Genomic DNA, 26,244 nt, shown 5'->3' with positions numbered 1-26,244 from the left:
ACTTTCGTATTTTACTAATATCTTCTTCTTTTGGATGATTTATCACCATTCCGCTCAAAATTCTGGACTTTGGTGCCATTTAATTTTTTTCTTTGGAACCGGGAAGGATTATCTTTTACTTCTGCTTTACTTATTTTACTTTCATAAGCATCATAAGCCATAACAATCTTTTGAACCAGCGGATGTCTGACAACGTCCTGACCGGTAAGGTAAGCAAATCCGATATCCTCGATTTTGCTCAGTACTTTTATAGCTGTATCAAGACCTGACTGGGTCCCGGCAGGCAAATCCTTCTGGGATAAATCCCCGGTAATAATAACTTTAGAACCAAACCCGATTCGGGTTAAAAACATCTTCATTTGGGCTGGAGTGGTATTCTGGGCTTCATCCAGAATAATAAAAGCATTCTCGAGGGTCCGGCCTCTCATGTAAGCTAACGGAGCAACTTCGATTAAACCTTTTTCTGTATTCTTAAGATAACCTTCCGCACCCATAATCTGATACAATGCATCATATAAGGGTCTTAAATACGGGTCAACTTTACTTTGTAAATCTCCCGGCAGAAAGCCTAATTTTTCACCGGCTTCTATTGCGGGTCTGGTTAAGATAATTTTGCTTACTTCATCATTTTTAAAAGCAGTAACTGCCATAGCCATGGCCAGGTAGGTTTTTCCGGTACCGGCAGGACCAATACCAAAGGTAATCATCCTTTTGCGTATCAAGTCCACATAGGACTTTTGTCCAAGGGTTTTCGGCTTTATAGGCTTTCCTGCTATGGTATGGCAGATTAAATCCTGATCGATTTCCACGATAGCCGATTCTTTATTCTCAAAGCATAAAGACAGGGCATAACTTACATTTTGCTCCGTTATGGTATTGCCTCTTCTGGATAATTCAATTAATTGCACAAATACACTTTTAGCTTTCGTAACGTTATCGTTTTCTCCGATTAGCTTAATTTCTCCGTTTCTTACAATTACGGTTACATTTAAAGTTTTTTCAATCATTTTAACATAAGCATCGAACTGACCAAATACATTTTTCTCATGTTCAGCCGGTACATCAATTATCGTTTCCATTAGACTCATCTGTATCTATAATCCTCCACTCACTGTCGTCAATAGATTTAAATTCCTTTACGGATTCCTGCACGATTATTTTGCCGGATGCGATACAAGTATTATTCTCTATTGCTATTTTTACATTATTTTCAACAATTAAAACATCTTTTTTCTTTAATTCCTCTAAAAAACGTTTTAATTTTTCATTGGCTAATGCTGTAACTTCTTCCTTTGTATATTTCTTTTTAATTTCTTCATATTCCGGATACTGAATGACCGAGTAACCAATTGGCAGGTAAAAATTGTCACTTAGATGAAGCATAAATTCATTGACAATTATATCATACTTTGCATAAGGAATTCTAGGTTTATATAAATTAAATTTTTTCAGCAGTAAGGAACCAAGGTATCCCTTTTTACTTCTTCCGGTATACAGTTTTTGGGTATAATTTATAGGAATTTTGTCTTTATAATCATAAAAGGTTTTACCGATGACATCCGCATCCGCAATTACCGGTTTTTTAGCCAGCAAAATATCATTATCCCCAATAATATCCACTACACCGGATACCAGTATGTCACCTTTTTTCACCACACTGCCGACTTTTACTTTTGGGGTCCCGGTTCTGGTAATAATGTGGGTAATGATGCAGTCTTTCGATGCCGCAATATGGCAGTTCTTCGTAGCCGTTACAGCCGGTGCGGGCATATTGGTTTCTGTAATTTTTATGATTAATCTTGTACCTTTTATTTCGGCAGAAACCCATCCGATATCATTATAAGTCCCTCGGATTAATTCTTCAATTTCCTGACAGTCAATATTTTTCTTCTGCAGCCCGATATAGATCCGATTATTTTTTAAGAATTTCAGCATGGCTTCCTGGGTATAGGAATGTCCGCCTAATACACTAATATCCCATATATAAAGTGAAAGTATGTATAGAATCGTACAGAAAAGAAGAATTCCTGCCAGATAACCCTTACGTTTTTTATACTTGTGTATTAAAAAAGGGAATCCATATCTTTTTTTTATAAAAGGAATCGTGCCGGTTTTTTTTGCTATGGGCTTAAGTTTCAGATAATCCTTTAGCATAATCCGAAACTCATACTCCCCTTCCTTATGTTTTAGGTCCCAAAGATATATGTATCTATTGCTGCACAGATTAATAAAACGTTCCGGAGATTGCCCTTTCATTCTTATCAGTAAGTAACCGCGCAACCAGTGTAATAGCTTTATCAGCATGCCAATACCTCCAGTTAAAATTAAAATTGCCAGTCTAGATGTCTTTTCTCATCTGTTATTTACATAGTTTATAGTATGTATCATGCCAGTTATTTTCATCTCTTCGTTGGTAAAATAAGCAATATTTAGATTTTTTCCTTCTATATGTATGCTGCCGATTTTGGTCAGGATTTTAATTAAGGCACTGTTGTATTCAAGGATTCCTTTATAATTCTCTATACAGACCTCACTTCTTCCAATTGCAGTCACAATGGGTGCTCCTGCCAGCATATCCGAGGGAAGCTTTAACTGGCTGGAGAGGATTTCGAGATAACTCGCCCGCTCGGTATCTTCCTTTTTTTTCTTTTTCTCGATATGATCATATATTTCTTTATTTGATTTTTGTTTAAATTTCTTATGACTGGATTTAAGCTTTTTAATCATCCATACCACTCCATACTACTTAAGTACTATTATAGAATATATGGGAAGAATTCCTGTCTTATGCACGAACCGGTTATATTTGAAATATTCTATTACCTATGCATCCTGCCTGGAAGGCTTTTATTTATTGGTAAGTTCAGAGAACTTTCCTGTAAAATAAATAAAAACCCCTGAACCAATGGGCTCAAGGGCTTACCTTTGTAGATATTATCCACTATTTGAATTTACGCTTACGAGCTGCTTCAGACTTTTTCTTACGTCTTACACTCGGCTTTTCATAATGCTCTCTTTTACGGATTTCTTGCTGAATACCTGCCTTCGCACAGTTTCTCTTAAATCGACGTAGAGCACTATCTAAAGTCTCATTATCTTTTACAATAACATTTGACATAGTCTCACACCTAACCTCCCTCCAGTTGTGTATTGTGCCTATACAACTGTTTGGGTATTTTTTGAATAGCACTATTATGATTATAGCATAAATTTCTTATTCGTCAACCATTTTTTATGCATGAAAATATTTTTTTATTAATAATTCAGTACGAAACGGACTATAACTATTGACTATTCGTCAAAGTGAACAACCTTAATTAACAAATATATGATACTATATTCAGCTGCATAGGAAAAGGATACATTTTCTTCCATAATTTTGGAAAACACAGTTTCGGAATTATCCTTATGGCATACCATACACATGATACAAGTTTCCAGATTCTGTAATTCCACAGGCGGATTCAAATATAAAAATTCATATCATTTGCATGGTATCTGCTAACTATCTTATCTATTTAATCTGACCCTCCAGGGCTTTTGGCGCACGTTCAACAACAGAATCGATTCCCTCCGGATTCTTTCCGCCGGCCTGAGCCATATTGGGCCGTCCGCCGCCGCCACCGCCTACTAAAACGGCTAGTTCTTTAATCAGATTACCGGCATGGGCACCTTTCGCCATTGCATTATCGGTAGCCATGGCAATTAAATTCACCTTATCTTCTGCTGTGGAAGCAAGGATAATAACACCATCACCTAATTTATCCTTTAACTGATCTCCTAAGTTACGCAGTCCGTTCATATCAACACCAGGTACTTTGGCAGCTAATAGCTTAACTCCCTTAACTTCTGTCACCTGATTCATAACATCGCCTAAAGCATCTTTTGCTAATTTATTCTTAAGCTTCTCATTCTCTGATTGTAAGGCTTTTATTTCTTCTTGCAGTGTCTCGATACGTTTTGATAAATTGACCGGTTCCGTTTTAGCTGTTTTCGCAGCAAGGTTTAATTCTTTTTCAATTTCATTATAATATGAAAATACTCCTGCAGCCGTTAGGGCTTCAATTCTTCTTACACCGGCAGCAACACCTGTTTCAGAAACAATTTTAAATACCAGAATGGTTCCGGTATTACTTACATGGGTACCCCCGCAAAGTTCTCTGCTGAATTCTCCCATGGAAACGACTCTTACCTTATCCCCGTATTTCTCACCAAATAAAGCCATCGCTCCGGTTTTCTTAGCTTCTTCGATGGTCATCACATCCGTATTTACCGGAAGGGATTTTGCTATTTCTGCGTTAACAATAGCTTCTACCTGGCTGATTTCTTCTTTGGACAAAGCTGAAAAATGAGTAAAGTCAAAACGGAGTCTATCACTGGTTACTAAGGAACCTGCCTGTTCTACATGGGAACCTAATACCAGACGGAGTGCTTTTTGCAGTAAATGAGTCGCACTGTGGTTTTTACCGGTTGCCAGTCTCTTATCGACATCTATGGTAAGGGTTGCGTTTTCTGATACTTTAAACATACCTTTGGTTACTTTTCCAACATGACCAATCTTGCCACCCTGTAATTTAATGGTATCTTCCACTTCAAATTCTGCATCTGCCGTTGTAATAAGGCCGGTATCCGCAGCCTGCCCGCCGCTAGTAGCATAAAAGCTGGTTTCTTCTACGAAAATCGTACCGCTTTGACCTGCAATTAACTCCTTTACTAATTCGGACTCTGTGGTTAAAGCAATTATTTTAGAGACATTGCTGGTCTTTTCATAACCTACAAAGGCAGACGTAAGACTTGGATCTAACTGCTGATAAACGGTTTCATCAGCACCCATATAATTCGTAACAGCACGGGCACTTCTGGCAGTTTCCCTTTGAACTTTCATCGCTTTCTGGAAACCATCTTCATCGATAGAAAAACCTTTTTCCTCCAGAATTTCCTTAGTAAGATCTAAGGGGAAACCATAGGTATCATATAACTTAAAGGCATCCTCACCGGATAACGTCTTGCTGTTTTCCTTAACCAGTGCTTCTTCTAATTCAGCTAAAATACTAAGACCCTGGTCAATGGTTTTATTAAAGTTATCTTCTTCAATCGTTAATAATTTTAATATATAATCTTTCTTGTCTTCCAGTTCCGGATAACCATCCTTGGATTCTTTTATAACCGTAGTACTTAAAGTCGCTAAGAAACGGTCTTTTACACCAAGTAATCTACCATGTCTTGCCGCACGTCTTAACAATCTGCGCAGAACATAGCCTCTGCCTTCATTGGACGGAATGATACCATCTGAAATCATAAAGGTTACAGAACGGATATGATCGGTAATTAAACGGATGGATACATCTATTTTCGCATCGTTTTTATAGATGACCCCTGCTACTTCACAAACTTTATCACGAAGTGCTTTAATGGTATCCACATCAAAGATGGAATCTACATCCTGAACAACAGTTGCAAGTCTTTCAAGTCCCATACCGGTATCTATGTTCTTATGGCTTAGTTCTGTATAATTGCCGTTTCCGTCGCCTTCAAACTGAGTAAATACATTATTCCATACTTCGATATAACGGTCACAGTCACAGCCAACCGTGCAATCCGGTTTGCCGCAGCCGTATTTTTCTCCTCTGTCATAATAGATTTCTGAACAAGGACCGCAGGGACCAGCGCCATGTTCCCAGAAATTGTCTGCTTTACCAAAACGGAAGATATTCTGTGCAGGAATGCCGATTTCTTTATTCCAAATGTCAAAGGCTTCATCATCGTCAAGGTAAACAGAGGGGTATAAACGATTGGCATCCAGTCCAACCACTTCTGTTAAGAACTCCCAGGACCAGTGGATTGCTTCTGTCTTAAAGTAATCTCCAAAGGAGAAGTTACCAAGCATCTCAAAGAAAGTGCCGTGTCTTGCTGTTTTTCCTACGTTTTCTATATCACCGGTACGGATACATTTCTGACAGGTGGTTATTCTATTACGTGGTGGAATTTCCTGTCCTGTAAAATATGGTTTTAATGGTGCCATACCTGAATTAATTAATAATAAACTCTTGTCATTTTGGGGAACAAGAGAAAAACTGTTCATTTTAAGATGGTCCTTACTTTCAAAGAAATCTAAGAACATTTTTCTTAGTTCATTTACTCCATATGCCTTCACTCTATTTGCCTCCTGCGCACAATTTATCATTTTACGTTAATTCCCGGTTCTGATTAGGGAATCGCTAGTATTTTATTATAAGGATTAATTTATTATTTGTCAATAAAATAGCAAGGAGGGATATGTGACGTTCCAAAATTCAGTAACTGTATTTTGAGCGATTTTTATCATCGAATAAATTCTATAGATTATCATATAAATCTTCAATAAAGGTCAGGCTTCCTCTGTAACCTGCATAAGTCCGGTTAAAGATTAACCGGTCAGTGATGGGAAATGAGATCACACTGCACTGGATATCCCTGGACATGGCAAATTCTCTTTCATTGGTGCTGCCAATTAATAAGGTTATTTCACTATGCGCTTCTAAGGCTTTGGTTATTTTATATTGATCTGTTTCGAATCGTATTTCCGGCGGTTTAGCATATTCTAAATCCGAAATTTGATTTATGATTCGGGTTTTATCCTCATCCCGAAACACCGGATCGGTTATGATTGTTATAACAGGAGTAAAACTGAAATCATTGGCAAGAAATCTCGTTACTGCCACCGCGGTGTTTGCATCACCTACCACTGCAAACCGCTTCCAGCTAAGAGCACCTATGGCCGTTTCTAAATAATTATATATATAAGTTTCCTCTTCTTCTATGACCTTTTGTACTATTTCTTCATCCAGTTTAAGTGCTTTGGCAACCTGGCGTACAAATTTTGTCGTATCCGTTGCACCAATTGGCAGACCGGGAATTCTAAGGACAGGTATTCCAAAACGTTCTTTATACTCTTTTGCTGTACTTTTTAACAGCCATGGATTAACAATAATGTTAAGAGCGGCTTTTGAAGAAGTTTTTATGGTTTCTATTCCCTGATGTTCCGTAAAGAAGGTATTTACCTTTAGCCCCAGTTTTTTCAGTATTCTAGTTAGTTCTTCAAAATTCCCTGCCCAGAATGGATCATGATAAGGCATAATCCCAAATAAATTAACCAGGTTATCCTGTTTCGTAAGATTCTCTTCCACTATATAATCCAGAAAGGTTTTAAAGGCTGCTTCATAACCTAAGTAACTGTCTCCGGCAAAGCCGGGAGTTTCAATGGGATAAACACTATTTCCCTTTGCAATAAATTCATTTGCTACACTCTTTATATCATCTCCAATAATTCCAGCCGTACATCCGGTCAGGATAAAATAAGCATCCGCATCAATAATTTCAATGGCACCTTCAATTGTGGAACGAAGTTTATTAATCCCGCCAAATACAACTTCTCTCTCTAGCATATTTGACGAAGGCAGAGATACACTGGATAAAAAGTGAGGGGTACGGCCTCCGGCCTGCCCAGGTTCACCGGCCGAAGTCTGCATACAGCAGCCAGGACCAGAATGAAAAATGGGACATACTTTATCTACAGCACTTAACACGGCATTAATACCGCCAAGTACGCAATTACCGCGTGGATTTTCTGTTACAACGGACATACTATCACTCTCCTAAGGGTTTTATGAATTTAAATGGATCCGAGTCATACCAGGTTTTTTTATATGGTAAACGGGCATATGCAGCAAGCTTTTTATTAAAGCCGGGGTTTTCAATTTGATCGGCAATTTTATTACCAAGATATAAAATACCATCATAGCCCATCGTTGGACGTTTCATATCCAAAACATGTGTGGTCGGAATCCCTAGTCTTGCGGACCAGCTGGCAACACCGATAAACACATCGGGTTTTAGTCGGTTAACAATATTTACTTGTTCAAAAGGCTGCATATTTGCAATATCTATCACATAGTCACCATGAATTTCATTCAGATAATCAATATCAAGCTGTGCATCATCGTCATAAGTAGGCGTTTCCAAACCTACAAGTTTCATACCAAAATCATCAATTAAGGCTGCCGCTGCAAAGGAACGTCCGGTACCTCCACAGATGAAAACCCGTTTTCCCTGAAGACGCGTTTTAATTTTTTCTATCTCAGGTAATATTCTGGCATGTTCTTTTTCTATGTATGCCTCCGCTTCTGCTTCTTTTCCAAAGAGGGCCGCAACACTTTTATACCATTTATCCGTATTTCTTACACCTATGGGCATTACCGTATGAGAATAGGGAATATCATAATCTTCCTCCAGTTCCTTCATAAACTCATCTGCAAATACCTTGCAAATTGAGGTCGAGGCCTGTGCAGCCGGTATGGTTCTGATTTTTTCAAGAGTGCTGTAAAAAGGTATGTAATTTACCGTTAATCCAAGGAGACTAAGCATTCGTTCCATTTCCAGCTGATCTTTATAACTGATAGAAGTTGGTGCAAAAAGATTGATAAGACCTTTCTGTTTTTCTGACTTTTTTCCATTTAATATATATTTGGATATAGATAAAAACGCAGAATCAAAACCGGAGGCGCATATTTTAGATTTAAAACCATCACAGTGGATTGGTATAATTAAGGCTTCCGTTTTAGACTGCATATCCCGTACGATGGCATCAATATCATCTCCTATAATTCCTGAAGCGCAGGAAGTAAATACGAAAACCACTTTGGGATTATAACGTTCTGACGCATACCCGATGGCTTCTTTTAACTTACTTTCACCACCTAAAATAATATCCCGCTGATCAAGATTGGACACAATAATCCTGGGGCTTTTAATGAGTTTAGCACCTCTGTGTGCCTGACCGACACGGTACATATCACTTGCCATTGTGGTACACCCCACGCAGCCTTGTGGTGAGTGGGCTATAAAAACGGAATCCTCCAGTGACATCAATGCGGACATACTGTTAATCTGCTGGCACTGAAGTCCCTGACTGAAGCTTCGGTCCGCTAACTTTAAACAACGTTTTCCAAATTCTGATGATAATTCACGGCTGTTACCGCCGCAATCATTAAAAGTATTGGGACGGCTTTCACGTATACCGGAATAGGTATTACTCATACTAATAATTACCTCCTATATCATATTTTCAAGTTAGATGGTACGACCTGCTCCTTCTCTTTTTCCATAAGTTTATACTGTTCAAAAAAATCAGCATCATTATCTTTTATTCTGGGTCGGGGCAAGGTTATCTGTAAATCTATAGTTATATTATTATTGTCTAATATTATCACCCGGTTTGCCAGTCTGACTGCCTCACTTACATCACGGGTGACAAGAACTGCTGTGAAGCCCAGTTCCAGCCAAAGCTTTTCGATTAAACTCTGTATATCCAGTTTCGTTAGTGCATCCAGCGTACCTAACGGTTCATCTAGCAGAAGAACCTTTGGTTTTCCGGCAAGTGCCCTGGCTAAGGAGACTCTTTGTTTCTCTCCTTCCGTCAGAACTTTTGGCCATGCATATTTTTTATTAATAAGCCCGACCTTCTCCAGAATCTGCGCTGCCGTTGCTTCACTCTTATCGGTTGTTGCTAAAATCACATTTTTAATTATATTTCTCCAGGGAATCAGTTTCGCTTCCTGAAATAGAATCCGTATATTTTTATCAACACCAGATACTTCATTCCCCTCCACCTTCAGACTGCCGGAATCAAAATTGTCAAGACCCGATATCATACGTAATAATGTACTTTTGCCAGAACCGCTGCGACCTGCTATCGCTACAAAGTCACCTGCCTTAATTGTAATATTTAGATTATTAAATACATTTCGGCTACCGTTATTTTTATTGAGACCACTTATATCAATCTGAAAACCATTTTTATTTTCGTACATTAAAGTCACCTCTTTGCTGCTATATATTTGAGCGAAGAACTAACACTTCGGTTATCTTCCCTCTACTCAAAAATAAGGCAACGTATCATTGAATAGGATTTCCTAAAATTCTTAAGCTTCCTGCCAGCTTAATACGTTTCTTTCAAATGCCCTTGCCATGCTATCAGAAAGTTTACTTAATAATGCATACATAATAACACTTAAAACTAACTCCTCCATTTGTGCTGATTTTACTGCATTCATGGCCATATAACCAATTCCGTCTTCGGGTTCAATTAGCTCTACTGCAATTAAGACCAGCCACATCGTTCTAAGCGAGAGCCTTAAACCGATACTAAAATAAGAAAAAACAGCCGGAAAAATGATTTCTTTAAATTGAGTAACCTTATTTAGACCATAAGCTTTCCCCATTTCAATCAGTCCGGCATCGATAGATTTAATACCACCATAAATGCTTATATAAACTGAGAAAAATACATCACAAGCAATCAGGATAATTTTAACGTTTTCACCTATGCCAAATAGTACAAGCACAAGGGCTATAAAAGCCAGAACCGGAATATTCCTAAGAATTTGTATTGTTGTATTCAAACTGATATCTGCCGATCGGAATATGCCGTTTATTATGCCTAACAAGAATCCGAATCCTCCTCCGGCTATAAGTGCGATTAAAGCACGTTTTAAAGTAATCCATGTGTATTCTGCCAATTGCCCATGGATACTCATAGAAAACGCCCTGTTTATAATATCAATAGGAGATGGCAGGTTAGTATTGGGGTTTATTATGGCAATCCATGCAAACCATACTATAATGAATAACACAGGTAGAATCATCGGCAAAATTATTTCATATGCTTTTTTCACTGGTTTTGTTATATTCGTCATTACGCTATCCTCCCTTTTCAATTAATAATTAATATTATTTTATGATCTGTTTCGTTCCTAAAAATATGTAGTACATTAAATATAATATACTGCTTCCGGCAGAATTCTCTTTAAAAATTGTATCGTCCGTTCCTCTTTCGGATGTGTAAAAATCTCATTCGGAGTTCCTTCCTCTACGATTACTCCCTCATCCATAAATATTACATGATTTGCAACATCCGAAGCAAAAGACATTTCATGAGTAACAACAATCATGGTAATACCTTCTTTTGCAACTTTTTTAATAACTGCCAAAGCTTCTCCAATCAATTCTGGATCCAAGGCCGAAGTGGGTTCATCAAATAAAATCACTTCCGGATTTAACACAAGTGCTCTGGCTATTCCAACCCGCTGCTGCTGTCCGCCGGATAACTGGCTGGGATAGGAATCATACTTTTGTGACAGTCCAACCTTGTCAAGAGTATCCTTCGCTCTCTCTTCTGCTTCCCTTTTGGGAATCTTCCTGGCAACTATAAGCCCTTCTGTTACATTCTCCAGTGCGGTTTTATTATTAAATAAATTATAATTCTGGAACACAAAGGCTGTTTTCTTTCTGATGTCAAGTATTTCTTTTTTACTGGCATTCTTAAATTTCACTTGCCTATCATTTATTCTGATCTCCCCTTCATCTGCTTTTTCAAGAAAATTAATACATCTTAATAATGTTGTTTTTCCGGAACCGCTTGAGCCGAGTATTACCACAACATCTCCTTTTTCCACTTTTATATCCACTCCCCTTAAGACTTTGTTTTTACCATATGCCTTATGGATATTTTTTATTTCTATCATGCTAAATTCCTCCTGTAACAGCTGAATTTCTTTTCTATGAATTTCCCTGAAATTTCAATTAGAATACCTAAACCCCAGTATATAATAGCAGCTGCAATATAAGCCTCTAAAAAAGCATAAGTAGCATTGGCCGTCCTTAATGAACTATTTAGAATTTCAGATACACCTATTAAGAATGCAATGGAAGAACCTTTTAACAGACCAATTAAATTACCTGAAAGGGTTGGTATAATTACTAAAAACACCTGAGGAAGAATAATTCTTTGAAAGGTTTGAAATTTTGTTAATCCAATGGAATAAGCTGCATCGTACTGATTTTGTTCAATCGATAGCAAGGCACCCCGGATCGTTTCTGAAATTGATACGGTTGCTGTAATCGATAGTGCAAATAATGCTATGTAAATTACATTAATATCTTTTGTCCGGATTGACCAATTGAATGCTTTTGCAAAATTATCAAACGCTTTGGTGAAAAACAAACTGGATATCAGTATAATCAGTGTGGAGGGTATTCCTTTAAAGATTGTAACAGAAACATCTACTGCATATGACAGGAATCGGATCCTGTATACCCTCACAATTGCAATGACTCCGCCGATTAATATCCCTAATAACAACGGTACAAAGGTTAACAATAAGGTTACCGGTACAAACTTTACCGCATAGTTTAAACTGACCAGTATCTGAGGATAATTAATACTCATATTAGCTCCTATCCGTGCCTTGGCACACTATAAAATCAGTATGGATGAAACAGATTTATTACATGGCCTTAACTTATTCTACTTTCCAAGAGTACACTTTAAATGTATATCAAGTAATTTAAATGCTTTTTCCAGGATAATACTGATAACTACAAAAATCACTGCGGCACAGGTATAACCCTCCAGATAATGATAGGTATTTGCACCAATAACATTCACCTTACCTAAAATATCAATAATCCCAAGCAGATAAGCTAAAGAAGTACCTTGGAATAACCCGACAAAATTAGTTCCAAGCGGTGGAATTGCAACTCTTAAAGCTTGAGGTGCCACAATTCTTAAAAATGTCTGCCGGCCGGATAAGCCGACCGAATATCCTGCCTCCGTCTGCCCGGCTGGTATAGCTAAGATGGAAGCTCTTATTATCTCAGCCATAAACCCCGCTTCATTTAAACCGTATGTAATAATAATAAATATTAATTTATCCCACCTGTTAATATCTATTTTAAAAGCAAACTCCACAAATACCGGCAATCCATAATAGACTAAAAACATCTGTACTATAATAGGAGTGTCTCTGACAAACGATATAAAGATCTGAACCAGCTGATTTAACACTATAATTCTATAAATGCGTAAAAAGGCCAAAGCAACTCCAAGAAAAAGTCCGATTATGGTAGCTGATAAAACGATGATTAACGTAATATGGATTCTGGATAGTATTTTAGGGAAATATTCTACTACTCTGCTGAAAGAAAAAAAATCTGACATTTTCTGCTTCCCTTCTTTTAATCATTTGTCGTATAATCTGCACCAATGATTTTAATAGAGAGTTCAGCTAATTTACCGTTTTCCTTTAAGATTTTTAGTGCACCGTCGATGTCATCCCTTAGTTGCACATCATCCTTATTTAAAACAAAGTAAGTATTAGAATTTGCAATTGGGTCACCAACGGTTTTTAAGTGATCTCCAAATTCTTTATTCAGATTTTCAACTACTCTGGTAATAGAAATAATTGCATCATAGGTTCCGTTTGCAATGTTATTCACCTGCTGTTCCGAAGTCTCACTGGAATAAATCAGGTTAATCGGAGAATTGGCATGTTCTTTATTATATTGTTCTAGTATGTAGGAAGCATTGCTGCCGGTTCCGGTCTGGACTTTTTTCCCCTGCAGATCATCCAGACTCTTTATATCATCACGGTTTTTATCTACCGTAATCCTTAATATAAAGGTGGTATAACTTTCATTGGTAAAGAGGTACTTTGCCTGCCGTTCTTCATTCAGCTCAAATTGGTGAGCGCCTACATCAATCTTTTTGGCATCGATACCAACTAAAATATTAGCAAATTCAAATGTCTGAAATTCAAACTCATATTGAGGCAGCAGTTCGTCTACCGCAGATAAAACTTCATACTCATATCCGGCAAGTTTTCCGTTCTCGTCCAGATAGCAATAAGGTTTAAAAGAGGTTCCGGTTCCGATAATAACTTTCCTGACTTTTCCGCCTGCAGTATTTTCATCTGCTGCGGCAGCTGTATCTCCCGTGGTAGTTTTATCACCTGTGGTAGTTTTATCACCTGTGGTAGTTTCATCACCACTAATATCAGCACTGTTAGCAGAAGTTTTATCTTCTACTGTTTCTACCGTTTTCTTTGTACCGCAACCGGCTGCCACCATCGCTATTAATAAAAGGCTCCCTAAAACTAATATACTTTTCTTCCTGCTGACAATTTTCTGCATACATTATCCTCCATTATTTATTGAGTACTCTCGGGAACGTAAAAAGCCTATGTTTCCATATATAAATGGTGTCTGTTAAACTCATTTCTAAAGCCTCATCCGGTTCCTGAGAATAAACTTAACTTAATTTATTAATCTTAACTTCACTATTAAAACGAATTAATTTCTTCACAGCTTCTTCAATATAATGTGAAATTGCAAATGCCGTAACTCCTTTTTTGCTGAGTGCATATTCCGCTACCGGTCCAATCTGGCTGACCAAAACATATTTGCAGTCTGAAAGCAATTGTACCGTAAGGTCTAACCCCTCATCACTATGTGTTCCTCCATTACAGGCAGCAATATTATCTCTTTCCTCCACATAATAAAAATCATTATCTTCATTTACTTCCAGGACATAAAACTTTTCAGCTCTTCCAAAATGCTGATTGACAACTTTGCCGTCCGTACTTGCAACTGCTATTTTGTATGACATATTTACTTCCTTCCTGCACAATTCTATACCTGATCTGCATCCATATCCTGACCTGAAAACTTTGTATATGTAATTGATGGTAACAGGATAAAGATTTATCCATGGGAAAAAGTTTCTTTAAGCGCAATTCTGTTAAAATAGATTTGATCTCCGAAATCTTGTTCGCCCGGTATTCCAATCGCATCCGCTCTGCATCTTTGGCAATGTCTGAAGACATCAATATACTTTTCTGCTTTCAGTCTCGCTCCATCAATCTGACTGCAGGTAGGAGACTTACAATCAGATAACTCATACTGGGGTATCAAAGGAATAATATTATATATGGTGGCTCCGGCTTCACTGACTGCTTTTGCAATTTCTTCTATATGACCGTCATTAATACCGGGAACCAACACTGTATTTACTTTAATTGTAATTCCGGCAGCAGCTATCTTTTTAATCCCGGCCAGCTGATTCTTTATTAAAATCGCCGCCCCTTCTTCACCTTCATACCTTACACCATGATAAATAATACCATTGCACAGCTTAGCCAAAATACTTTTATCCACTGCATTTACGGTTACAGTCAGGGAATCAATTCCTATTCTTATTATTTCCTCCGCCTTTTCGTTTAACAATAAACCATTGGTACTCATACATTTTATTATTTCAGGATATTCTTCCTTTATTAGCCGAAACGTTTCAAAGGCATAATTCGTTGCAAGAGTATCTCCGGGTCCCGCAATCCCAGCAACTGTAATATCCGGACATAGTTCCAGAGACCGTTTAATAATAGCAAGGGCTTCCGGCGGCTTTATAATAGAAGAAGTCACTCCGGGTCTTTGCTCATAAGCATTGATTTTTCTGTCACAAAATTTACATTCGATATTACATCCCGGACTGACCGGTAAATGTATCCTTCCTTTATTATTCTTTTGTCCGCCAAAGCATGGGTGGGAATTTTTTAAATTTTCATAATTTTTCAAATAAGCAAACCTTCTCTTTCTAGTTCTCATATCATTAACCAGGATTAGAATGTCAAAACTTTCATTAAACCTAAATCAAATGTAAAACTTTCATTCACTTAAGTAATGAAATTAACATGCCATATTCTTTTACGGAATGAAATAAAGAATTTGTAATAAAACTAATTTGTTAGTTAAATCTTGTAAGTACCACCGAATAAATATCTTCTAACAGTTTCAACCCGCCATTATATCCTGCAATACTGCTGTTAATAATTAATCTTTCTACAACAGGGTAGGAAACGTTTAAATAATGAGCATCCAGTTTTTTTGCTAAAACCTTCTCCTAGCTGCTGCCAAGAATTAAAGGATATCCATTAAAATCAGCACTTTCAATTTCACTATGTATTTCATGCCCGTCGCTACTAAACCCGGCTTCTGCTTTAATACCGTAGTTTAAATCTTCAAAATAACCTGCTATTAATCCCCGGTATTCTTCCGGGGTATCATCAACAATATATTGCTTGGAAGGAAAAAGTCCTAAATCATTTACCAGAAATTTAGTCAGGGCAAGGCTGTTCTGCGCATCAGACACGGTAACAAACCTTTTTGCCATAACACGGGTTTCTAAAAATACATCCGCATACCGTTCAATATAGTAATAATAATCTTCTTCGTGTTTTGTAATAATTTCTTCTACCTTAGCAGCATCAACCTCTGCATATTCCCCTACGGTACGCAGGAATTTGGTTGTTTCAAAGGCTCCGATGGGAAGCACCGGATAGTGCAGATAAGGGGTTTCGAATTTTTCTTCTAAAAACCTAACGCTTTCAAGGCCTACCCAGGGGGATACTAATAAATTAAATTCTGCCTCCGGAATTTTATTTATATTATTAATTCCTTTGCCATGGCCGAAGATTATATTAGGTATTAAGCCAAGTTCGGCCACCAGTCTCTCAAGCTCCCTTAAATTACCCAGCCAAAAAGGATCATGCATGGGGATTCCGGTCCAGATATTGACGAGTCCTTTTTCTATATGGTCTGCCGGTTTTAAATATTGATCAAAGATTGCTTTTAGAATCCAGTCATGACCTCTGTAATTATTTCCTTTAAAACCTGCCGTAGAAGCATAGATTACCGGCTTATCATTGTTTTTAAATTTCCTGACCACATCTTCTACATTGTCACCTACAATTTCAGAGGTACATCCGGTTAATACCACATATAGATCCGCATCAATCACTTTTAAGGAATTTTCAATGGTTTCTTCTAATTTATCATCACCGCCAAAGATAACCTCTTTTTCACTAATGCTGGTACAGGGAAATATATGGGGGGAATAAAGCCCCGAACTTCCTACACTTCCGCTTAATTTTTCTGCACAGCCTGGACCGGAGTGCAGAATCGGAAGGGCTCTTGAAATTGCCTGTACGGTCTGCATCGCCGCCAGCGCACATTTATATCTTGGCTGATCTAATATTTTTGCCATTACTCCGAAACCTCCTTTAAGAGCGCACCATTATTCTGTTGATACCACCATTCTGTATAAGGAAGCTTCACCCTTTTAGCCAGATTTTTTTCAAAACTCCTGTTTCGTATCGTATCTAACACCGATTTAGCAAAATTAAGAGTTCCTTTATAGCCGAATATCATATATTCATCCGCCACATATAAAGCAGCGATTCCCTGCTTAATGGCCCATACCGTAGTACCCGGATGTCTTGAAAAGTAAATGTCCGGCTGGTGGACTGGCTGAAACAACGTTCTCTGTTCTTTAAAGTCCCGCATCTGGATTGATTGACCAAGTCCTGTAAATCACCGTTATAACCAGTTATGGAACCCAATCTGTTTTCCCTGGTTCCTACACTCGATACCTTTAAGTTTAATGCCATTTAATTTACCTCCTACAAATTAGCGGCTAATTCAGGTTTTATTGTACTTGTTTCCAAGGCTAACAAATAATCTCCCCATTTTGCTGCCCATTCCCTTAGTTCACTGATTTCAAGGGGGGACGGTACTTTCGACTCAGTGTGGTTTGCTATTTTATTTGCCAGGGAACGGTATACCTCTGCCTGTTTGGTATTTGGTGCAGCTTCTATTGTGGTCTTGCCCTGTAATTCACTTTGTGTTACCGTAACGGAACGAGGTACATATTCCATGATCTGGGTATTTGTTTTGTGGGCGAAATCGTCAATGATTTCTCTGGCATACGGAGCATTGATAGAATTTGCAATGACTCCTCCCAGTAAAGCGCCGCCGGAATTAGAATATTTATGTATCCCTTTAAATAGATTATTGGAAGCATAGATGGACATGAAATCTGCAGAAGATACCGTAAATACATGTTCTGCTATGCCTTCCCGTATGGGTACTGCAAAACCGCCGCAGACTACATCTCCCAGTACATCATAAATTACATAATCCAGATCCAATTCCTCAAAGACTTTCTGCTGTTTAAACAGTTCTACCGCGGTGATGATTCCTCTGCCAGCACAGCCTACCCCAGGTGCCGGACCGCCGGCTTCCACACAATAAATTCCGTTAAATCCCTGAAAAATAACATCATGAGCTTTAACCGAAGATTTCTCTCGAAGGGTATCAAGTACGGTCGGGATATATTTACCATCTCTAAGGGTATTGGTTGAATCACTTTTGGGGTCACAGCCAAACTGCATGACTTTATAACCCTGTTCTGATAAGGCAGCTGTTATATTGGAAGTTGTGGTAGATTTACCAATACCTCCTTTTCCATAGATTGCGATTTGTGTTATTTTTTTAGACATTTTTACACCCATTACGTATCCCAAGTATGCTTGTGATACTGCCACAAAAATGCGTGGCATCCTTTCAATTTTTATATTTCTTTTAAATTTACTTCTTTCGTTATGAAAGTTTCAGTTGCTTTGACAGGTTCTGCTTCATTTACCGAGGTAGTTTCAGACCGTTTACTGCTGCTATTTCGGATTCAGACTCATTTTTTGGCAGGCACCGACTGTAAAAGTTAGTACATAACTAAAGTAATTAGTATGCTTTTCTTTGATTTTTTCATTTTGCGCTCTCCTTTTGTCATTTATCATTGAAATCAAATCATAAACATTTCCTGATGAGAATAATAAAAAAAAGGCAATAGAAAACGATTTAAACTGTTTTCTAAAGCCTCCAGGTAACTGGTCAACCTTAATTATTCTTTTAGTAATTTAATCCTCTATAACCTTTTCCATATATTCATATAGTATATGTATGATTTTTTGTAAGTATAATATTATTTTTATATTTTGTCAATAGGTTTTCTGTGAATATATATTTATCGGTAGAAAGGGGGCTTTGTTGGGTTTCCGGCAGTAGCCGGACTAGTTTGAATTATTCTTGCAGGAAAGGAACCCCTATGTCACTAAAAACTCCGGAGATTGCTTAAAGCAGGAGGAAAAGTGTAAAACTCGCTGCCGCTCAGACAGTTACTCTTTTCCTCCTTGGCGCAATTTCCGGAGTTTAAGTGTCATAGGGAACCCTTTCAATGCAAGAATATTTCAAACTAGTCCGGCTGCTGCCTGGTTTATCACAGACAGAAGGTGTGGCTTAATGCTATTTTCATGGGCTTTTCGATTCATTTTCATTTTGCTTTCATTGAATTTTTCATTTTTTACTTGTGCTTTTCATTCTCATAACTAAATAAATGTTTTGGATAAGAAGGTCAAAAGATTTCACAACGTATGTTTTAGAAATATTAGCGCACACTCAATTTTCTTTCAGTGATCAAGGTGCACTGCATTTTTCAGTCAAGACTCCGACCAAAAATCAGATTAGGCGGCTTGATTTTAAAGACGTAAGTCGCTTGATAAAAATACAGTGTTTGAGAGAGAATTTTCTAGATTAGATCTATAAATTGCGACAGTGAATGATATAATAGTATCATTTAAAATTGAACTTATAAAGCATTAGAAAGCAACTGATATTAGATATTCATACTTTTAGCTCTTTTGCTACAGTCAAAATAATTAATTTCTCGAAATTAGGTTATTATATTGTCTATTCATAATTTGGGATTTGTTAGCTGTATGTATATTGTGAACTAGTTTTAGTTGGAAGATTTGTTTGTAGGTTATTTTTATTGGTTTTTAAATCGGGAGTATGTATGTAAATTTTTTTAGTTGTTATTACATACTAACACCACATTAGAATTACTTATATATTATCAATATTTAAACTGATATCCTGTTTATAACTTTGATTTTTTGATTTGTTCCGTACCTGTCTGCTCATGATATACCGGCTTAAGGCTTCCTTTTGAATTTGGAACTGGCAGCCGTAGAGATATCCTTTATTATTTGGTAATTCCTTGATACGGACTACATCTCCCATTAGATTAATATTAGTGTTTCTTGTTAAGTCAAGTATTATTTCCATGGTTTTTATGTCTTCCCCTTTATAGGGCAGGATGATTCCCATGCCTGTAAGACTTATATCCTTTAATATTCCTGATAGTTCAATAACATTCTGATTGGTTTTGGTTATTTTTAGGAGTACCGGATCATTAATATATACTCTATATGCTTCCCTTCGGTTTACCTTTTCGGCCTCATTTGGACTACTAACTGCATACATATAACCTCCTTTATAAGTAACCAGCTTAAAGGCAGCGGCTTTAAAGATAAATAACCCGGTTTCTGTTTTATAAGTTAATACAGGATCGTCCATATCCGCTCTTCTAATCGGCTCACCATTGCTGTTGATAGCCTGTATGAGTATGTAATCTGCGATTTTCATCTGTATTTCTACTTCCATATTGTACTTTCTTTTTTTATAGCCGAAACGCAGTTCCAATTTTGTTTTCTCCGGTAAATCGATTAATTTCATAACTCCCACCCTCCTATGCGAATTTTACCATAAGACAGGTAATTATACAATGCAATAACAGGGGTTATCCAGTTATAACTTTTAGATAAAAATCTTCATTTTATGATATTTTTCGCAGATTGTGCGACAGTTAAACAACAATAGATAGAAGCCAATAAGCCTTCACCACTGATTAGAGACCTTGAATACTCTGTAAAGTCTGGTATTATTCCTGATAAGGCAGATTATTTCGTCCGTCCAGTGTGCCTAAGATGTGTCCTGACTATGGACCTTGTAAGAAAAATCAACACATAATATCCGCGGCACTGCAAAACGGCTGCTATACTCTGAAGGAATTATAATCAATTCTTAATAACGGATAAAAATTTTTCTGTTTCGGTTACTAAAATTTTCATTTTAATAAATTTCTAACTTTACAGTTTACCATTTTTAATTTATACTGTTAGTAACTAGAAATGAATTGTTGTAAGTTCATAAATTCTTACATAATTCCGGAGCAGCTCAAACCATTACCATATCCGGACTCATGTCCATAAAACTGGAATTTTGCAACAAATCTTTACGTTTAGTAAGGAGGTAGAATATGTTAACTGAAATTTTAACAAAAGAATTTATCTGGAATTCATATATTAAATTTTTCTTAACACCTTTTGAAAGCTTTTTACCCTGGGTGATTGCCCTTATTATTATGGGCTTAATCGTTAATAAGATTCTGGATCATTTATACTACCGTTTTATACAATCCGGTAATACTAAGAGTCTTACCCGTAAGAAATGTCACGTTTTATGTTCCAGCTATGTAACAAGGAATTCCGACAAGCATCATGATACTTACCAATAAGCATATCGGTCTATAAAAGATAAATAGTGTAAACTTATTTATCTTTTTTTATGCCCTTTTTTCCTTTTAGCTTTTTGGATTTGAATTTTGGTCATATTGCCTTTTAGTTTTTTACCTACAAACCACAAGTAAAGTCAAAAATTAACAAGTAATACAATTGACATTTACTTCCATTCAAGGCAAAGTTAATTTGTAACTACCCCTATGCACGATGGGAATACCGGTACGGATTTTATGTCCGTAAGCAAGGTGCAAAGCTGGCTGTAATTTACATAAACTTGGGACCAATTGTATTACAGTCTGGTATGCACAGGAACCGAAAGGAGGGCATTGGAAAATCATACAATTATAATCCTTTTTCAGAGAAGCTTTAATTAACTTACGCTGTCTGGCAGACTTATATTAAGGCCAGACAAAGAAACACTCGGACAGTCCCAATGATTCATAAGAGTATGCAGGTAAATTAACAGTTTAATTTAAGAAAAGGAAGGTATCTCTATGTTAAGAAAAAGAACGAAGTTTATAGGTATGGTTATTCTGGTATTAATAGCAGCTCTCATCCATCCGTCTTTATTACAGGCAAACGCTTTAACTACAAATACAGGTAGTTATTCTGTCCTTCCGGATGCGAAAGCAGTTAATCTAACAACAGCTTATTCCCCGTGGGAAAACAGTAAGGTCTATGTAAGCGGGGATATGGTTACTTATAATGGTCTAACCTATAAGGCAAAATGGTGGACACAAGGGGAAGTCCCTGGCACCGCTGATGTCTGGCAACTTATCTCTGAGCCGAATGGTTCCTATGAAGCCTGGAACAGCACGAAAGCTTATGTAGGCGGGGATATGGTTTCCTATAACGGACATAACTACAAAGCAAAATGGTGGACAAGAGGTGAAACTCCGGGAAGCGCTGATGTCTGGGAGCTGATATCCAGTACAGACCCCACTGACCCAACAGACCCTACTGATCCTACTGACCCAACAAATCCCCTTCCCACCGGCTTTAAAGTAGTTGGATACTATCCCAGTTGGGAACCCGGGAAAATCAATACCATACAGTATAATAATCTGACCCATATAAATTATGCATTTGCCATTCCAACCAGTGATGGTTCCTTGCTGCCCTTAGAAAATTCCTCTGCCGCAACACAAATCATACAAAAAGCACATCAAAACGGCGTTAAGGTACTATTAGCAGTCGGAGGCTGGTCTTATAATGGAACACCCCTGGAATCTACCTTTATATCAGCTACCGAAACCCAGGACAAGATAGTTAAATTTGGTAATTCTATTGTAGCAATGGCAAAACAATACGGTTTCGACGGGGTGGACATCGACTGGGAACACCCAAGAACAGACGGGGACAGTAAAACCCGCTATACAAATCTGATGGTATATTTAAGAAGCAAACTAAATGAAAATAATATGCTTTTGACCGCAGCCGTTTTAAGCGGTGTTACTCCTGACGGTGTTGTATATTGGGATTCCGCTGCACAAACTGATACGGTTATCAACACCGTAGACTGGTTTAATGTTATGGCTTATGACGGCGGAGACGGCATCAGACATTCCACCTACGATTTTGCCGTCCTGTCTGCAAAATACTGGCGGGACACCAGACATATGCCGGCGTCTAAAGTAGTCTTAGGCGTACCATTTTACGGCAGACCTTCCTGGGCATCCTATTCAGATATCCTTACTGCCAATCCCAATGCCTATAATACAGACGTATCCATAATAAATGGTATGCAGGCATATTACAACGGAATCCCTACCATTAAGGCAAAAACCCAGTGGGCTTGCGACAATGTAGGCGGTATTATGATCTGGGAACTTTCCCAGGATACTACGGATTTAAGTAAAAGCCTGTTAAATGCAATTGGTGAAAAGGTACGGGAAAATTTTAATGAATAAAGACTGCAACGCACTATTTAATAATATAAAGAATATGAAAGCATTCGTTATTCAAGTTTATACCGAATTTGAAACCCTCTCACATGAAATTAGTTTGAATTCTACCGTACCTGGTACCAATGTTATAGTTAAATGAAAAAAATCCCGGAAGTAAAGTCAATGCAAAAGGTTAGACTGCACCAATACTTCCGGGATTATTAACTGCTTATGTAATTGATACTTTATTTATATCTCTTTGATAGCCTCTTCATCCTCAACATCTTCACACAGAATATTAACTACTTCCAGATCATGATCCCATAACCATGCGGCTAATTTTTCATATGGGGCACTAAGTACATTATCAGCTGCATTCTCAGTTTGTTCTAATACATATACGCTTATCTTTTTCATATGTTTTCTCCTTTGAATAAAATCAGACGATTAAATTGATACCTCTATTATAACTTGCTTTGGTATATTATTACATCATCAATTATTCCTATAGATTCTTGCATTGTATTAAAATGCAAGAATGGAGTTTCGCAATTACCTGCCTTATATATCAATACTTTACTAAGAATTTTAGAGTAAAACGCTCCTATTCCTATTGATGCCACTGAATTATTTTATTGTTACCTTGCATTTTAAAACTACATTACTTGTTCCATTGGTTACGGTACAAGTAATTACACAACTGCCAGTCGATACGCCGGTTACTGTTCCTGATTTAGATACTTTTGCTACAGATACATTTGACGATGACCATGTAAATTTTGAATGATTTAATGCATTACTAACCTTTAGTTTAAATGAATCCGCCTTTTTTAATTTAATAGTATCTTTTGATAATTTTGTATCATTCTTTTTATCAGACACTGTTATCACGCAACTTTGTGAAAATTGCATTGTATCATTATAACCAGATATTGTAGTTGTCCCCTTAGATACTCCGGTAATAATCCCATCAGCATTGACCCTTGCTATATTTGGATTATCACTTTTAAATGAAATCGGAATATGATCAGGATTACTTACCATAAAGCTATACCCCTCTCCAATATCTAATTTATTATATTTAAATACATCCATTATTATATTATATACTGATGGCATAACATAATTAGAAGAACTTGCAGCAGCCGTATTGTAATTTTCCGTTGCAAAGATTTCACCCGCCTTATTATATTCCTCATACATATCTGAAATATGATACCCATATTCTCTTGATGATAAAACATCTTTCGTAACTAAAAAATATTTATCCCGGCTCTCTGTATCTCCCCATGTTGAATCGATACAGTACCATTTACCATCTAACTTTATTGCATTCCAAGCATGATTTGTAGAAGAACCATTAACTCCGCCAAAAATAATCTGACAATCTAAGCCCAATTCTTTGGCTATTGCAGCATATAAGGTTGAATATCCCTGACATACTGTACCCTCTCCAGCTATACCACTGTAAGCTGAATAATTGCTCATACTATAATCTGTCTTTGTGTTATCTAACACCCAATTATATGCAAAATAAGCTTTTTGATAATCAGACTTCAAATTACTAATATTATTTTTTATGGCATCCCGAATTTGATGATACACATAATTTGATTGTTCAGGTGTTTCGTAATAATAAAATTCATAGATAAAGGTATTGTTATCATTATAAAATCCAGTTCCTGAAAAATTTCCTATTCCATTAAACGCCCCAATTACATTATCTTGAAAAGAATATCTGTAATTGATGTAATCATAAAAATTATTGGGATCTCCTATATATTTATTGGTATATATTATTTTGCTTCTAACTTCCATTCTTGCAAACATACTATGAAATGCCAGAAATCTGTCTTCTTTATTTGATACATAATAAGTTACAGTGCCGTCAGAGTCTACAGCTTGTTTCATTATTGCTGCAGATACATAAGTCTTAGAAGTAATGCAGAGTATTATAATTAATATAAAAATTATTCGTGCTTTATATTTCATTTTTATCACATCCTGACTAGTAATACATTTAGTATATATTTAAAACAAAATCCACTCTCCATCTGGATTTAACTTTTCACCAATACTGGACATACTCCATACTCCATAATTAATTTTCTGAAACATATATACATTTTGTTTGCTAAGTTTCCGCATGGAATTATTGTATCTTACGTTTGAATATGGAGACGATCCATCTTGTGCTACCATAACTTTGAGCAGCGGCAACTGTATTTACTAATTCCCATCCCTGTAAACCTAATTCATTCAAATCATTTTGGAATGAGTGTTGATCAACCTTACCACCAAATACTCCCTTGGCATCAGTAAAAAGTGTTTTGTATTCAAATTTCTCCATCTCCATTTCCTCCTCATATTAATTGATAAAAATAATTTTAATACTATAAAATAATTTTATCTTTTATGTAATAATTTTGCAATAAGATAATGTAATAAAATGTGTTATAAACATTAAAAAAAGCCTTACTTGTTAGGTAAGACTCTTCTTTTAACACTTAAGTTAATCATTTTATACTGTTATTTGTACCACAATATCATTTACCGTTTCTATTAAACAGCTCATAGGGGAGTCGAACCCCTGTCTCAGCACTGAGAATGCCACATCTTGACCACTTGACCAATGAGCCTTACAACAATAAGTATTCTACTACATTTTGAGAAAGAATGCAAGCACTATTTTTATAATTTTTCAAAAAGTTTTAAAAATAGACGCAATATGACTATCCACATGCTTCCAGATATACTCAATAGCCATGATTACAATACAATGATTAAATCATTAGCGAAGACTAATATTATTGCCATAACAAAATGAATAATCAAAACCAAACGAATAGCAAAATTAAATCAATAACCAAAACCAAAGGAATACTCAAATCAATTAATAAAAAAAACCAATCGAATAATCAAAGCAAAAGAAATAACCAATGCCAAAGAAATAACCAATGCAAAAGAATAACCAATGCCAAAGTATAACCAATGCAAAAGAAATAAACCAATGCCAAAGAATAGCCAATGCAAAAGAAATAAACCAATGCCAAAGTATAAACAATGCAAAAGAATAACCAATGCAAAAGAAATAAACCAATGCCAAAGTATAACTAATGCAAAAGAAATAACCAAAGCCTTATAAAATAACCAAAGCCTAATGAAAACCCAAAGCCAAATGAAAAACCCAGCTTTGCCTCACAACCTAACCCAAAATAGCCGGAGGGTGAGTT

At 36.7% G+C, this 26,244-nt stretch carries 25 protein-coding genes and 1 tRNA gene; 2 read left to right on the top strand and 24 right to left on the bottom strand.

Going from position 1 to position 26,244, the window contains the following annotated elements:
• Positions 1–14 precede the first annotated feature (14 nt).
• The 20 genes from QA584_RS13105 to QA584_RS13010 form a co-directional block, all read right to left on the bottom strand.
• Positions 15–1,088: a PhoH family protein gene (locus QA584_RS13105; RefSeq protein WP_278274946.1), complete on the bottom strand. Its 1,074-nt coding sequence runs from the start codon at positions 1,086–1,088 to the stop codon at positions 15–17.
• The gene (gene yqfD, locus QA584_RS13100; RefSeq protein ID WP_278274945.1) at positions 1,063–2,304 is read right to left on the bottom strand and encodes a sporulation protein YqfD; all 1,242 of its coding nucleotides are present in this window, start codon (positions 2,302–2,304) and stop codon (positions 1,063–1,065) included. Before yqfD ends, QA584_RS13105 begins: the two co-directional genes overlap by 26 nt.
• Before the next feature lie 48 nt (positions 2,305–2,352).
• Entirely contained in the window at positions 2,353–2,727 is a 375-nt protein-coding gene (gene yqfC, locus QA584_RS13095) for a sporulation protein YqfC (protein ID WP_278274944.1), read from the bottom strand.
• 214 nt (positions 2,728–2,941) lie between these two features.
• Positions 2,942–3,118 (bottom strand): 30S ribosomal protein S21, encoded by a 177-nt coding sequence (gene rpsU / locus QA584_RS13090; RefSeq protein WP_033166800.1) that lies wholly within the window; start codon positions 3,116–3,118, stop codon positions 2,942–2,944.
• A gap of 396 nt (positions 3,119–3,514) precedes the next feature.
• Entirely contained in the window at positions 3,515–6,154 is a 2,640-nt protein-coding gene (gene alaS, locus QA584_RS13085; protein WP_278274943.1) for an alanine--tRNA ligase, read from the bottom strand.
• Positions 6,155–6,335: 181 nt separating this feature from the next.
• On the bottom strand, positions 6,336–7,622 hold the full coding sequence (locus QA584_RS13080; RefSeq protein ID WP_278274942.1) for a nitrogenase component 1: 1,287 nt from the start codon (positions 7,620–7,622) through the stop codon (positions 6,336–6,338).
• A 4-nt stretch (positions 7,623–7,626) separates the two neighbouring features.
• The gene (locus tag QA584_RS13075; RefSeq protein ID WP_278274941.1) at positions 7,627–9,075 is read right to left on the bottom strand and encodes a nitrogenase component 1; all 1,449 of its coding nucleotides are present in this window, start codon (positions 9,073–9,075) and stop codon (positions 7,627–7,629) included.
• A gap of 20 nt (positions 9,076–9,095) precedes the next feature.
• Positions 9,096–9,848, bottom strand: coding sequence for an ABC transporter ATP-binding protein (locus QA584_RS13070; RefSeq protein WP_278274940.1), 753 nt, complete (start codon positions 9,846–9,848; stop codon positions 9,096–9,098).
• A 111-nt stretch (positions 9,849–9,959) separates the two neighbouring features.
• Positions 9,960–10,733, bottom strand: a complete 774-nt coding sequence (locus QA584_RS13065; RefSeq protein ID WP_278274939.1) for an ABC transporter permease subunit — start codon at positions 10,731–10,733, stop codon at positions 9,960–9,962.
• Positions 10,734–10,808: 75 nt separating this feature from the next.
• Positions 10,809–11,561, bottom strand: coding sequence for an amino acid ABC transporter ATP-binding protein (locus tag QA584_RS13060; RefSeq protein ID WP_278274938.1), 753 nt, complete (start codon positions 11,559–11,561; stop codon positions 10,809–10,811).
• A complete protein-coding gene (locus tag QA584_RS13055; protein WP_278274937.1) occupies positions 11,558–12,265 on the bottom strand; it encodes an ABC transporter permease subunit in 708 nt (235 codons plus the stop codon). Before QA584_RS13055 ends, QA584_RS13060 begins: the two co-directional genes overlap by 4 nt.
• Before the next feature lie 78 nt (positions 12,266–12,343).
• Positions 12,344–13,036 carry an amino acid ABC transporter permease gene (locus QA584_RS13050; protein ID WP_278274936.1) on the bottom strand — a complete coding sequence of 231 codons (693 nt, stop codon included), beginning with the start codon at positions 13,034–13,036 and terminating at the stop codon, positions 12,344–12,346.
• A 17-nt stretch (positions 13,037–13,053) separates the two neighbouring features.
• Positions 13,054–14,007 (bottom strand): transporter substrate-binding domain-containing protein, encoded by a 954-nt coding sequence (locus QA584_RS13045; protein ID WP_278274935.1) that lies wholly within the window; start codon positions 14,005–14,007, stop codon positions 13,054–13,056.
• Between the two features lie 118 nt (positions 14,008–14,125).
• Positions 14,126–14,482, bottom strand: coding sequence for a NifB/NifX family molybdenum-iron cluster-binding protein (locus QA584_RS13040; RefSeq protein WP_278274934.1), 357 nt, complete (start codon positions 14,480–14,482; stop codon positions 14,126–14,128).
• A 95-nt stretch (positions 14,483–14,577) separates the two neighbouring features.
• On the bottom strand, positions 14,578–15,447 hold the full coding sequence (locus QA584_RS13035; protein ID WP_278274933.1) for a radical SAM protein: 870 nt from the start codon (positions 15,445–15,447) through the stop codon (positions 14,578–14,580).
• A gap of 325 nt (positions 15,448–15,772) precedes the next feature.
• Positions 15,773–16,915 (bottom strand): nitrogenase component 1, encoded by a 1,143-nt coding sequence (locus QA584_RS13030; RefSeq protein WP_331487921.1) that lies wholly within the window; start codon positions 16,913–16,915, stop codon positions 15,773–15,775.
• Complete coding sequence (locus tag QA584_RS28600; protein ID WP_331487920.1) at positions 16,915–17,079, bottom strand: hypothetical protein; 165 nt, start codon at positions 17,077–17,079, stop codon at positions 16,915–16,917. The genes QA584_RS13030 and QA584_RS28600 overlap by 1 nt, the downstream gene beginning before the upstream one ends.
• Positions 17,076–17,318, bottom strand: coding sequence for a hypothetical protein (locus QA584_RS13020; RefSeq protein WP_278275251.1), 243 nt, complete (start codon positions 17,316–17,318; stop codon positions 17,076–17,078). Before QA584_RS13020 ends, QA584_RS28600 begins: the two co-directional genes overlap by 4 nt.
• 12 nt (positions 17,319–17,330) lie before the next feature.
• A complete protein-coding gene (nifH, locus tag QA584_RS13015) occupies positions 17,331–18,209 on the bottom strand; it encodes a nitrogenase iron protein (RefSeq protein ID WP_278274932.1) in 879 nt (292 codons plus the stop codon).
• A 1,399-nt stretch (positions 18,210–19,608) separates the two neighbouring features.
• Entirely contained in the window at positions 19,609–20,280 is a 672-nt protein-coding gene (locus tag QA584_RS13010) for a flagellar brake protein (RefSeq protein WP_278274931.1), read from the bottom strand.
• 583 nt (positions 20,281–20,863) lie between these two features.
• Here QA584_RS13010 and QA584_RS13005 point away from each other — a divergent pair.
• Together QA584_RS13005 and QA584_RS13000 are read left to right on the top strand one after the other, a co-directional pair.
• Positions 20,864–21,121 carry a hypothetical protein gene (locus QA584_RS13005; protein WP_278274930.1) on the top strand — a complete coding sequence of 86 codons (258 nt, stop codon included), beginning with the start codon at positions 20,864–20,866 and terminating at the stop codon, positions 21,119–21,121.
• Between the two features lie 498 nt (positions 21,122–21,619).
• Complete coding sequence (locus tag QA584_RS13000) at positions 21,620–23,035, top strand: glycosyl hydrolase family 18 protein (protein ID WP_278274929.1); 1,416 nt, start codon at positions 21,620–21,622, stop codon at positions 23,033–23,035.
• Positions 23,036–23,260: 225 nt separating this feature from the next.
• Here QA584_RS13000 and QA584_RS12995 read toward each other — a convergent pair whose 3' ends face one another.
• The 4 genes from QA584_RS12995 to QA584_RS12980 form a co-directional block, all read right to left on the bottom strand.
• Positions 23,261–23,428 (bottom strand): hypothetical protein, encoded by a 168-nt coding sequence (locus QA584_RS12995; protein WP_278274928.1) that lies wholly within the window; start codon positions 23,426–23,428, stop codon positions 23,261–23,263.
• Positions 23,429–23,638: 210 nt separating this feature from the next.
• Positions 23,639–25,003 carry an Ig-like domain-containing protein gene (locus QA584_RS12990; protein ID WP_278274927.1) on the bottom strand — a complete coding sequence of 455 codons (1,365 nt, stop codon included), beginning with the start codon at positions 25,001–25,003 and terminating at the stop codon, positions 23,639–23,641.
• A gap of 160 nt (positions 25,004–25,163) precedes the next feature.
• Positions 25,164–25,361, bottom strand: a complete 198-nt coding sequence (locus tag QA584_RS12985; RefSeq protein WP_278274926.1) for a DUF4177 domain-containing protein — start codon at positions 25,359–25,361, stop codon at positions 25,164–25,166.
• Positions 25,362–25,578: 217 nt separating this feature from the next.
• Positions 25,579–25,650, bottom strand: a tRNA-Glu gene (locus tag QA584_RS12980).
• Positions 25,651–26,244: the final 594 nt, after the last annotated feature.

Origin of the sequence: Anaerocolumna sp. AGMB13025 (assembly GCF_029689925.1) — a bacterium.
Lineage (GTDB): Bacteria > Bacillota > Clostridia > Lachnospirales > Lachnospiraceae > Anaerocolumna.
The sequence above is the reverse complement of the archived record's forward strand: the minus strand, read 5'-3'. Positions and strand labels throughout refer to the sequence as shown.

Bases quoted from the DNA above. Each gene is read 5' to 3' on its own strand.
- QA584_RS13020 (WP_278275251.1), bottom strand. From the start codon at position 17,318: ATGGCATTAAACTTAAAGGTATCGAGTGTAGGAACCAGGGAAAACAGA.
- QA584_RS13050 (WP_278274936.1), bottom strand. From the start codon at position 13,036: ATGTCAGATTTTTTTTCTTTCAGCAGAGTAGTAGAATATTTCCCTAAA.
- QA584_RS13010 (WP_278274931.1), bottom strand. From the start codon at position 20,280: ATGAAATTAATCGATTTACCGGAGAAAACAAAATTGGAACTGCGTTTC.
- rpsU (WP_033166800.1), bottom strand. From the start codon at position 3,118: ATGTCAAATGTTATTGTAAAAGATAATGAGACTTTAGATAGTGCTCTA.
- QA584_RS12985 (WP_278274926.1), bottom strand. From the start codon at position 25,361: ATGGAGAAATTTGAATACAAAACACTTTTTACTGATGCCAAGGGAGTA.
- QA584_RS13000 (WP_278274929.1), top strand. From the start codon at position 21,620: ATGTTAAGAAAAAGAACGAAGTTTATAGGTATGGTTATTCTGGTATTA.
- QA584_RS13060 (WP_278274938.1), bottom strand. From the start codon at position 11,561: ATGATAGAAATAAAAAATATCCATAAGGCATATGGTAAAAACAAAGTC.
- yqfC (WP_278274944.1), bottom strand. From the start codon at position 2,727: ATGATTAAAAAGCTTAAATCCAGTCATAAGAAATTTAAACAAAAATCA.
- QA584_RS13075 (WP_278274941.1), bottom strand. From the start codon at position 9,075: ATGAGTAATACCTATTCCGGTATACGTGAAAGCCGTCCCAATACTTTT.
- QA584_RS28600 (WP_331487920.1), bottom strand. From the start codon at position 17,079: ATGATATTCGGCTATAAAGGAACTCTTAATTTTGCTAAATCGGTGTTA.
- QA584_RS13080 (WP_278274942.1), bottom strand. From the start codon at position 7,622: ATGTCCGTTGTAACAGAAAATCCACGCGGTAATTGCGTACTTGGCGGT.
- QA584_RS13040 (WP_278274934.1), bottom strand. From the start codon at position 14,482: ATGTCATACAAAATAGCAGTTGCAAGTACGGACGGCAAAGTTGTCAAT.
- QA584_RS13030 (WP_331487921.1), bottom strand. From the start codon at position 16,915: ATGGCAAAAATATTAGATCAGCCAAGATATAAATGTGCGCTGGCGGCG.
- QA584_RS12995 (WP_278274928.1), bottom strand. From the start codon at position 23,428: ATGAAAAAGATAAGCGTATATGTATTAGAACAAACTGAGAATGCAGCT.
- QA584_RS13070 (WP_278274940.1), bottom strand. From the start codon at position 9,848: ATGTACGAAAATAAAAATGGTTTTCAGATTGATATAAGTGGTCTCAAT.
- QA584_RS12990 (WP_278274927.1), bottom strand. From the start codon at position 25,003: ATGAAATATAAAGCACGAATAATTTTTATATTAATTATAATACTCTGC.
- QA584_RS13065 (WP_278274939.1), bottom strand. From the start codon at position 10,733: ATGACGAATATAACAAAACCAGTGAAAAAAGCATATGAAATAATTTTG.
- QA584_RS13045 (WP_278274935.1), bottom strand. From the start codon at position 14,007: ATGCAGAAAATTGTCAGCAGGAAGAAAAGTATATTAGTTTTAGGGAGC.
- QA584_RS13105 (WP_278274946.1), bottom strand. From the start codon at position 1,088: ATGAGTCTAATGGAAACGATAATTGATGTACCGGCTGAACATGAGAAA.
- QA584_RS13005 (WP_278274930.1), top strand. From the start codon at position 20,864: ATGTTAACTGAAATTTTAACAAAAGAATTTATCTGGAATTCATATATT.
- yqfD (WP_278274945.1), bottom strand. From the start codon at position 2,304: ATGCTGATAAAGCTATTACACTGGTTGCGCGGTTACTTACTGATAAGA.
- QA584_RS13055 (WP_278274937.1), bottom strand. From the start codon at position 12,265: ATGAGTATTAATTATCCTCAGATACTGGTCAGTTTAAACTATGCGGTA.
- nifH (WP_278274932.1), bottom strand. From the start codon at position 18,209: ATGTCTAAAAAAATAACACAAATCGCAATCTATGGAAAAGGAGGTATT.